We start from the raw sequence: 8,641 nt of genomic DNA on the forward strand, positions 1-8,641 counted from the left end.
TTCAGGTGGGGGGCCGGTCCCTCGGTGATGTACCACTGGGAGCCGTTGGTTGCGGGGCCGGAGTTGGCCATGGCCAGCACGCCGGCGCTCCTGTGCTGCAGTTCGGGGTGGAACTCGTCGGGGAACGTATAGCCGGGACCGCCTGTTCCCCAGCGTGAGGCCGTGTCCTTCGTGCGGGTGAGGGGGTCTCCGCCCTGGATCATGAAGCCGGGGATGACCCGGTGGAAAAGCGTGCCGTCGTACAGCGGCGTGCCCTTCATCGACTCACCCGAGGCAGGATCCTCCCAGTCGATGGTGCCCGTCGCCAGGCCGACGAAGTTCTTGACCGTGCCGGGGGCCCGGTATTCCTCGAGGCGGACCACGATCTCGCCGAGAGAGGTGGTCATGCGGGCATGGAGCTGTCCGCTTCCAGGCACGTCGATGCTGGGGAATTCCACAGTCGCAGGTCCTTCCGGGGCAGGCGGGCAGCATGCCCACGGCGTGCGTGCCGGCGATACCCACGTGATGCGGGCATCGCTGAGTTGAACGGTACCCGCAAGATCAACCAGGGGTGATGCCCGTATGTCATCGCCACCTCACCCCGTCTCACACGCCCGGCAGCCGGGTTTCCAGGGCCGGGGGGCTGCCGGCCCCGACGGCAGCGGCACAGTGGTCGCGGTTCAGGAGAAGACGACGGAGCGCAGGAGCAGGCGGCCGGGTGAGCCTGTGCCTGGGGGCAGAGCGTAGGAGGTGTCGCCTTCGCAGTCGGCGTCGAGGAAGACGGTGGCGGTGGCGTCCGGGCGGTTCTTGGGTGCCCGGCTGGCCGAGCCTGGTTCGGAGGCCGGTCCTTGCAGGTTGATGCACTGGCCGCTGGAAGGGTTGTTCAGGAAGCCGACGGCTTCGTAGCCGTCGTCCGTGCACGCAGCGGGATAGACCCTCTGTCCCCCGGACGGGGAAGCCGAATCGTTCCCCCTCGGTCAGGTGGCTCACGAGAGCATGGGCCCCCTTCCCTCCGCATGCGACCGCAAGCCCGACGACACCGTCCGCAAGGCCTCGCCCGGCTCGGTAACCTCCTGACCACGGGCCGGCTCACCGAGCTGAACCGACAGGTGGACGAGGACAAGAAGGACCCCGAGGACGTGGCGGACGCCTATGCCAGGCAGCACGGGTTGTTGAAGTAGACGACCACCGAAGAGGGGGCCCGCGCCGTTCACGGTTGGAGGCCCCTCACGGTGTACGCGATGAACCGACCGACCCCGGGGCGCCCATCGGCCGGTGGCCCGGCAGCGGTGGCTCAGAGGTACTCGCGACGGGCGACGCTGAGCCTCTTCCCGCTGTTCCACCCGACGAGCCCGACGGGGGTTTCGCCCCGCGAGACGAGCACCACGAACCGGCGGGACGCCAAGGCGCCCTCCAGGAGGGTTAGTTCGCCGTCTGGTGGCACGGATCCGTGCACCTGTATCCGCACGTCGTACTGGTCACTCCAGAAGTAGGGCACGGGCTGGTACCGCTCGCGCGCTCCCAGGATGTCCGCCGCCACGAACACGGCCTGCTGCGTGGCGTTGGTCCGGTTCTCCAGGCGTCTGCCGGTGCCGCCTTCCCACGGGCCGCGCGCCACATCACCGACGGCGTAGACACCCTCCCCGGCACGACAGCGTTCGTCGCACACGACACCGTCGTCCAAGGTGAGCCCGCTGCCCACCAGCCAGTCGGTCGCGGGTGTCGAACCCACGGCCACGGCGACGACGTCGGCGGGTACCGTCCCACCGTCCTCGAGGTGGACGCCGCCGACTCGGCCCGCGTGCTGCGAGAGACCGGTGACCCTGGTCCCGGTGCGCAGCTCCACCCCGTTGTCGGCATGCAGCTCCGCGATCATCTTGCCGATCTCGGGCCCGAGTTGGTGCCACATGGGAGTCGGGTTCGGGTCGAGGAGGGTGACGTCGAGGTCCAGTTCCCGCGCGGTGCAGGCGATCTCGCAGCCGAGGACACCCGCGCCGATGACGGCCACGTTGCGGGCTTTGAGCAAGTCCTTCCTGAGCCGCATGGCGTCCTCGAGGGTGCGAAGCGTGTGGACGCCGGCGAGGCCGTGCCCGTACGGCAGGGGCCTGGCACTCAGTCCGGTCGCGATGACCAGGGTCCGATAGGGAAGGGCGCTCCCGTCGGCCAGGCCGACCACCCGGTCGAGCACGTCGAGCCGGACCGCCGGCCGGCCGAGGGTGACGTCGACGCCCAGTGCGTCCAGGCGCTTCCCGTCGAACAGGGTGACCTGATCGGGTGTCCAGGTGCCGGCGAGGACTTTCTTGGACAACGGGGGCCGGTCGTACGGGAGATGCGGTTCGTCGCCCACCAGCCGGATGCTGCCAGTGAAACCCCTGCGGCGGAGCGCCTCGGCCGTCGTGGCTCCGGCGATCGAGCCTCCGATCAGCAGCACATCCGTGGCATCTACACGCTTCAACTGCGCTTCCCTGTCAGTCAGTTGAACCAAGTGATTCTTGACAGAGCAAGTTAATCAGGAAATATTGCAGGGCGTCGCCAAGACCCCGCCTCCCCAGGGACGTCGGACGGTCGGCGGCGTACACCAGGTGGCGGCGCGCGTGCTCCGCCTCCCCGTCTCGCACTTCGCCGTCTCGGGCACGCACCCATACGGCCCCATCATCCTGAGGAGACTTTCGTTGACCGCTAGCGAAAGCCGTGGCTTCGTCGTGACCGACAGAGAGCCGCGTTGCCCGTTCGACCCCTCCGCGCGACTGGTCGCCATGCGTGAGAGCGGCCGTCCCACCGAGATCCGGGTGAGCGAATCCGAGTACGGCGACGTGGACATGCTCCTGCTCACACGCTACGAGGACGTCCGCGCGGTCTTCGGCAACCGCAGGATCGACCACAGTTTCGTCCCGGCTCCCGCCGGTGAGGACAGCATCTCCAGTGCGCAGCCCGGGTTCCTGCCCCGGTACAACGGCGCCGAGCACCAGCGGCTGCGGCGTCTGGTCATGGGCACCTTCATGCCGAAGTCGGTCGCGGCCATGCGTCCGATGATCGAGCGCGTCGTCCAGCAGAAGCTGGACGCGCTCGCGGCGGCCGGCCCCAAGGTGGATCTGGTCGCCGACTACGCCCTGTCCGTGCCGTCCTCGGTGATCGGCCACATCCTGGGCGTACCCGAGTCCGATCACGAACGTTTCCACACCGTCTCGGCCGGAGTGACCGACGTGTCACTGCCGCGCGACGAGGCGATGGCGGCCTTCATGCGGCTGAACGAGTACGTCGGCGCACTCGTGGCGGAGAACCACAAGAACCCCGGGGACGGTCTCGTCGGTCGCCTCGTGACGGGGCAGCACGGTGAGGCCACGGACGACGAGCTCATCGGGCTACTCGGCATCCTGGTGGTCGCGGGTCACGAGACGACCGCGGCGATGATCGGCCTCAGCGCGCTGGCCCTGATCCAGCAGCCCGAGCAGCGGGCCATCCTGATGGACCCGGCGCACTCGACGGTGGACGCGGTCGAGGAGCTTCTGCGCTACCTGTCCATCTCGGGCACGCTGACTCGCGCCGTGGCGGAGGACATGGAGGTGGCCGGCCATCCGCTCAAGGCGGGTGACCGCGTGCTGGTGTCCGCGCTGACGGCCAACCGTGACCCGGAGTTCGTGGAGAAGCCCGACGTCCTGGACCTGACCCGCGAGCCCTCGGCGCACATGACCTTCGGCTACGGGATCCACCAGTGCGTCGGTCAGCACCTGGCCCGCGTGGAACTACAGATCGCCATGCCGGCGCTGTTCGAGAGGTTCCCCGACCTCCGGCTCGCCGTACCTGCGGAGGAGCTGAGGTACACAGGCGGCGGGAACGTGTACGCGCTGGAGAGCATGCCGGTTTTCCTCTGACACGGGCCGGCTGGGGGCCGTGTCACCGGCCGACACAGCAACGTATCAGCACGACGTACCAGCACCACGTATCAGCACCACGTATGAGCACAGCGAATCAGCTCGACGTATCAGCACAGGGAAAGGTGAACATGCGTATCACGGTTGATGAGGGAAGTTGCGTCTCCGGCGGACAGTGCGTCGCCGCGGCTCCGGCGGTCTTCGACCAGCGGGACGAAGACGGGGTCGTCATCCTCCTCCATGCCGAGCCCCCCGCCGGTGAGCTGGAGAACGTGCGCCGGGCGGCGCAGATCTGCCCTGCCGCCGCAATCCGCCTCGAAGAGGCGTCTACGGCCTGACTCCGGGCGGGCCGGGAACGGGCGTGCCCGGCGTCCGACCCGGCCCGCACGGGAGACGGGGCTCCGAACCGGCGGCGCCCGAGGCGGCACCCGGCTCGGCACCGCGCTCGGGACGAGGAGGCGTCTGCGCACCGGGCTGCTCGCGGGCGGCGGAGCGCTGCCGGATGCGGCGGCAGCGGTGAGGAAACGGCAGGCTGCCCACCGGCCCGCCGATGCTGACCACTGCCGTACCCACGCCGGCTCCACGGCCGGCCTGGGGCGGGCGAGCGGAAGTGCGACGGTTCGCCGGACGCGTGAGGCTGTCTCCTCCGAGCGGCACCGCGACGCCGCTCAGCCCGCCCCCGCCCCATCACGCATGCGCGCTGTGGCCGAGGGTCTGGTTCGTGCGCCGTTCAGGGGCCGCCGGCCCGGATGGGCGGCCTGGTGGCGACCCGTTCCATCGGCCAGTCCTCCACGCTCAACGGCGCGATCGAGGACATGCTCGTCGGACCGGAGGCGGTCTTCCCCGACGGCACGGTCAGCCGGATCAAGAACGTCCCGCGCCGCTCGACCGGCCCGGACATACGGCACATCGTCCCAGCCCCCTGGGATCGTCGAGCACCCGCAGACGACCTGTGGACCTCCATCGGCGAGGCCAGCCGGCGCGCCCCGGCCGCCTTTCCCGGTGACCCGGCGGACATCGGCGGTGTCGGCCTGTGCACCGTCCGCTTCTGCCGCGCCCTGCTGCGCGCCGACGGCACTCCGGCGAGCCCGGTGATGAGCTGGATGGACGAGCGCGTCCCGCGCCCGTACGAACACACCGATCCGCAGGTGCGGTACGTCACCACCTCCTGCGGCTGCATCACCCGCCGCCTCACCGGGCGGAGCAGGGACACCGCGGCTGATCACGCGGGCGTGTGGCCGATGTACTCCGACACCTGGCGCTTTTCGAGACCGTGCAGCCGGGCCACGTACTCGGAGAGGTCACCGCTGAGGCGGCCGCGCACACCCCACGAGTACCTGTACGAGAGCTCCGGGGTGCGGCGCGGGATGTGGATCCTCAGCTGCTTCCGCGACGTGCTGGGTGAAGAGGGGTCGCAGGCCGCGGCCCGCGACGGAACGTCGGTCGAGGAGGCCCTCAACCGCGGAGCCGCCACCGTTCCGCCTGGTCCGGACGGCTTGACGACGGTGCTCGACTGGCTCGCTCCCACCGACGCCCCGTACCGCAAGGGCTCCATCCTCGGTTTCTACGGCCGGCAGGGGCGGTTCCGCATCACCGGCTCTTCGGCTGACCACACCGGTCACGGGTTCAGCTGACCTGGACGTCAGCCGCATGTGCCAGTCCGGCCGCGCGTCCACGGGCACCGGCGGCCGCCCTTCGCCGCGGTCGTGGGAGCGCGGACCGCGGGCCTACCGCTCACCTCACCCGCGGGCCTGCTGTCGCGGGGCCTCGGCCCAGCCGGCGAGCAGCTTCAGGCGCTCCGCGGAGGGCGATCCCGGTTCTACGGTGGAGACGCCCAGTGTCTGTTCCGGGTCGTCGGCCGGGGTGAAGGCCTCGTAGCCCAGGACGAGGTCGCCGACGACGGGATGGTGGAAGAGCTTGGTGCCGTGGGTGCGCTGGAACACGTCGTGGTCGGCCCACCAGCGGCGGAAGTCCTCGTCCTGGACGGAGAGCTCCCCGACGAGTTCGGCCAGGGCAGGGTCGTGCGGGTGGCGTCCGGCGTACAGGCGAAGGGAGGCGACGATGCCGCGGGCGGCGTCCTCCCAGTCGTCGTACAGGGTGCGGTAGTGCTCGTCGAGGAAGACCAGGCGGGCCAGGTTGCGGTCCCGGGCGGGCAGGGCCTCGAAGTCCGTGTACAGGGCGCGGGCGAGGCGGTTGGACGCAAGGACGTCGAAGCGTCGGCCGTACACGAGGGCCGGGACCTCGGTCAGGCTGTCCAGCAGCAGCCGCAGCCCGGGGCGCACGCGCTGCGGCGGCAGCGGGCGCGGACGGGTGCGGGTCGGCTTGGCGATCCGGAACAGGTGGGAGCGTTCCAGATCGTTCAGCCGCAGCGCGCGGGCGAGGGCGTCCAGTACGGAAACGGACACGTTCAGGTGGCGGCCCCGCTCCAGCCGGACGTAGTAGTCGACGCTGACGCCGGCCAACTGGGCGACCTCCTCACGCCGCAGGCCCGGGACGCGGCGGGTACCGGGGTGGGGCGTGAGGCCCGCCTCCTCGGGGGTGATCTTCGCGCGGCGCGAGCGCAGGAAGTTCCGCAGCTCGATGTTGGGTTCCTGATCCACATCCCCACGGTAGGGCAGGGCGCCGTAGGCGCGGACGCGCGTGAGGGGGTCTGCTGGACCCCCGGACCGGGCGGGTCTCCCACCCCTGTCGCCGGTGGTGCTTGGCTGCGGGAGAAGCCATCGGGAACAGGAGGCACCCCCATGAAACGCAGGATCCTCGGCGGCACCGGCATGTCGGTGAGCGAGTACGCGCTCGGCGCGATGATGTTCGGCGCGATGGGCAACACCGACCACGACGAGTCGGCGCGTATGATCCACACCGCGCTGGACGCGGGGATCAATCTCATCGACACCGCCGACGTGTACTCCGGCGGCGAGTCGGAGGTGATTGTCGGCAAGGCGATCAAGGGCCGTCGCGACGATGTCGTCCTGGCCACCAAGTTCGGACTCGCCATGGGCGACGACCCCAACCAGCGCGGTGGGTCGGCGCGTTGGATCCGCCGTGCCGTCGAGGACAGCCTACGCCGCCTGGACACGGACCACATCGACCTGTACCAGATGCACCGTCCGGACCCGCACACCGACATCGACGAAACCCTCGGCGCCCTGTCGGACCTGATCCGCGCGGGGAAGATCCGCGCCGTCGGCGGCTCGTTCTTCGCGCCGGAGGAGATCGTCGCGGCCCAGTGGACCGCCGAGCGCCGCGGCCACCACCGCCTGCGCACCGAGCAGCCGCCGTACTCGATACTGACCCGCGGTGTCGAGAACCGGGTCCTGCCCACCGCGCAGCGCCACGGCATGGGCGTGCTGACCTTCGGGCCGCTCAACTCCGGGTGGCTGTCCGGCCGCCCGGACCCCACCACCGGTCACCGCAGCGCCGGTGCCGGGGCGAAGATGTTCGATCTGTCCCTGCCCGGGGTACGGGCCAAGGCCGAGGCCGTACGCAAGCTGACGGCCCTGGCCGCGGAGGCCGGCCTGCCGTTGTCGCACCTGGCCGTCGCCTTCGTCCTCGCGCACCCGGCGGTCTGCGCAGTGCTCATCGGTCCGCGCCGCCCGGAGCAACTGGCCGATCTCATCGCCGGTGCCGGCGTCGAGCTCGACGCCGGCCTTCTCGATCGTATCGACGAGATCGTCCCTCCGGGTGTCGACCTCAACCCCGACGACTTCTACATCGACCGGACCCCGGCCGTCACCGACAAGCGTCTGCGCCGCCGCTGACGCGCGCCGGCCCTCTGGCACGAGGGAGGAGCGCGGCCGCGGGCACCGGGTGCCGGGAGCGTGTTCAGCCTCCGGTGCCCCGATCGCCGTTGTGCTGCTGGGCGGTAAGCGACGTGCGGCGTCGCCATGGAGGTGCCGCTGTCCCGCACGGCGCCGTGGACGGCTCCGACCGCCCCGCGCCGTTCTCCGGTCCCGGCCCCGGGCGGTCGACAGCGGTGAGCGCAGCCTGCGCGGTTCCCCCGTGCGCCGGACGGGGCGGGCGCACGGCGGTTCGTGGCGTCCGCCATCCGCTTCGCGCGGCCCCCGCCAGGTGCGCGTACGAGGATGCTGGGCCGTTGGGCGCCAGACCAGGATTGGTCACCGGCGACCCGGACGGCGACGGTTTCTAGATCCCCACCGGCCCGCCGGCCCTGTGGGAGAACTCATCGGCCGTGGTGTGGCTCACGGTGACGGCCCTCCGGGGGCCGGTGCCGGTGTTCTGGCCGAACCACCCGCACCAACCCGGCCGGCCCGCCATCGACCGCCCCCCGCGCGCCAGTGAGATCAGCCGGGGCACACCCATCGCCCTCGCGCTGGCGGCAGCCTTCCGGATCAGTACGATCGTCGCGGTCGGCCGCAAGGCGCAGGGAGCGCCGGCCCGCAACGGCGTGGATGCGGTTGCCGTACGTCATCCGGCTCAGGACGGCGCCAGGCTCTTCGCCGTCCAACTCACCCTGATCGACGAAGAACTACTCCCGGCCGCTCGGCCCGCGTCAGAAGGAGGCGGCGACGTGGGAGGCGTCCGCGCCGCGGATCAGCTGTTCCTGTCCCCCCGCCGAGCATGCCGGCGCCCCGCGCGCCCGAGCGGGACTTGCGGGCCATGCCGCCCTCGGGGTCCGGGACGCGCTTGACGAGGCCGGTGCAACGGCCGCGGCGGTCGCCACCGGCACGAGGTGACCGAGTCTCCCACCAGCCGGCTCGGGCGTGTCAGCTCTTCACAATGCCGTGCAGGAGCAGGTCGATGAGCCGGGTGGCCAGGTCGCGACGCCCCTC

Annotated in this window: 7 protein-coding genes and 1 pseudogene; 5 read left to right on the plus strand and 3 right to left on the minus strand. The window is 70.9% G+C overall.

Annotated features, from left to right (window positions below; translation table 11 throughout):
• Nucleotides 1-386: peptidylprolyl isomerase (locus tag AB0947_RS42440; protein WP_366755704.1), on the minus strand; the 386-nt coding region annotated here is incomplete at its 3' end.
• Nucleotides 387-999: 613 nt separating this feature from the next.
• Between AB0947_RS42440 and AB0947_RS42445 the strand changes: the two are divergent.
• Nucleotides 1,000-1,160: pseudogene (locus AB0947_RS42445) on the plus strand (glycine betaine ABC transporter substrate-binding protein); the annotation flags it as partial.
• Between the two features lie 113 nt (nt 1,161-1,273).
• Here AB0947_RS42445 and AB0947_RS42450 read toward each other — a convergent pair.
• On the minus strand, nt 1,274-2,434 hold the full coding sequence (locus tag AB0947_RS42450) for an FAD-dependent oxidoreductase (protein WP_366755705.1): 1,161 nt from the start codon (nt 2,432-2,434) through the stop codon (nt 1,274-1,276).
• Nucleotides 2,435-2,651: 217 nt separating this feature from the next.
• Between AB0947_RS42450 and AB0947_RS42455 the strand changes: the two genes are divergently transcribed.
• The 3 genes from AB0947_RS42455 to AB0947_RS42465 all read left to right on the plus strand — a co-directional run bounded on the left by AB0947_RS42455 (nt 2,652) and on the right by AB0947_RS42465 (nt 5,485).
• Nucleotides 2,652-3,851 carry a cytochrome P450 gene (locus AB0947_RS42455; RefSeq protein WP_366755706.1) on the plus strand — a complete coding sequence of 400 codons (1,200 nt, stop codon included), beginning with the start codon at nt 2,652-2,654 and terminating at the stop codon, nt 3,849-3,851.
• Nucleotides 3,852-3,982: 131 nt separating this feature from the next.
• On the plus strand, nt 3,983-4,189 hold the full coding sequence (locus tag AB0947_RS42460; RefSeq protein ID WP_366755711.1) for a ferredoxin: 207 nt from the start codon (nt 3,983-3,985) through the stop codon (nt 4,187-4,189).
• A 423-nt stretch (nt 4,190-4,612) separates the two neighbouring features.
• Nucleotides 4,613-5,485 carry a hypothetical protein gene (locus AB0947_RS42465; RefSeq protein WP_366755707.1) on the plus strand — a complete coding sequence of 291 codons (873 nt, stop codon included), beginning with the start codon at nt 4,613-4,615 and terminating at the stop codon, nt 5,483-5,485.
• 105 nt (nt 5,486-5,590) lie between these two features.
• On the opposite strand, the gene AB0947_RS42470 is transcribed toward AB0947_RS42465, so the two are convergent.
• Entirely contained in the window at nt 5,591-6,451 is an 861-nt protein-coding gene (locus AB0947_RS42470) for a helix-turn-helix transcriptional regulator (protein WP_366755708.1), read from the minus strand.
• A 141-nt stretch (nt 6,452-6,592) separates the two neighbouring features.
• Between AB0947_RS42470 and AB0947_RS42475 the strand changes: the two genes are divergently transcribed.
• Nucleotides 6,593-7,609, plus strand: coding sequence for an aldo/keto reductase (locus AB0947_RS42475; protein WP_366755710.1), 1,017 nt, complete (start codon nt 6,593-6,595; stop codon nt 7,607-7,609).
• Nucleotides 7,610-8,641: the final 1,032 nt, after the last annotated feature.

The organism is Streptomyces sp. NPDC047841 (assembly GCF_040704085.1).
In the GTDB taxonomy this organism is placed as follows: Bacteria; Actinomycetota; Actinomycetes; order Streptomycetales; family Streptomycetaceae; genus Streptomyces; species Streptomyces argyrophylli.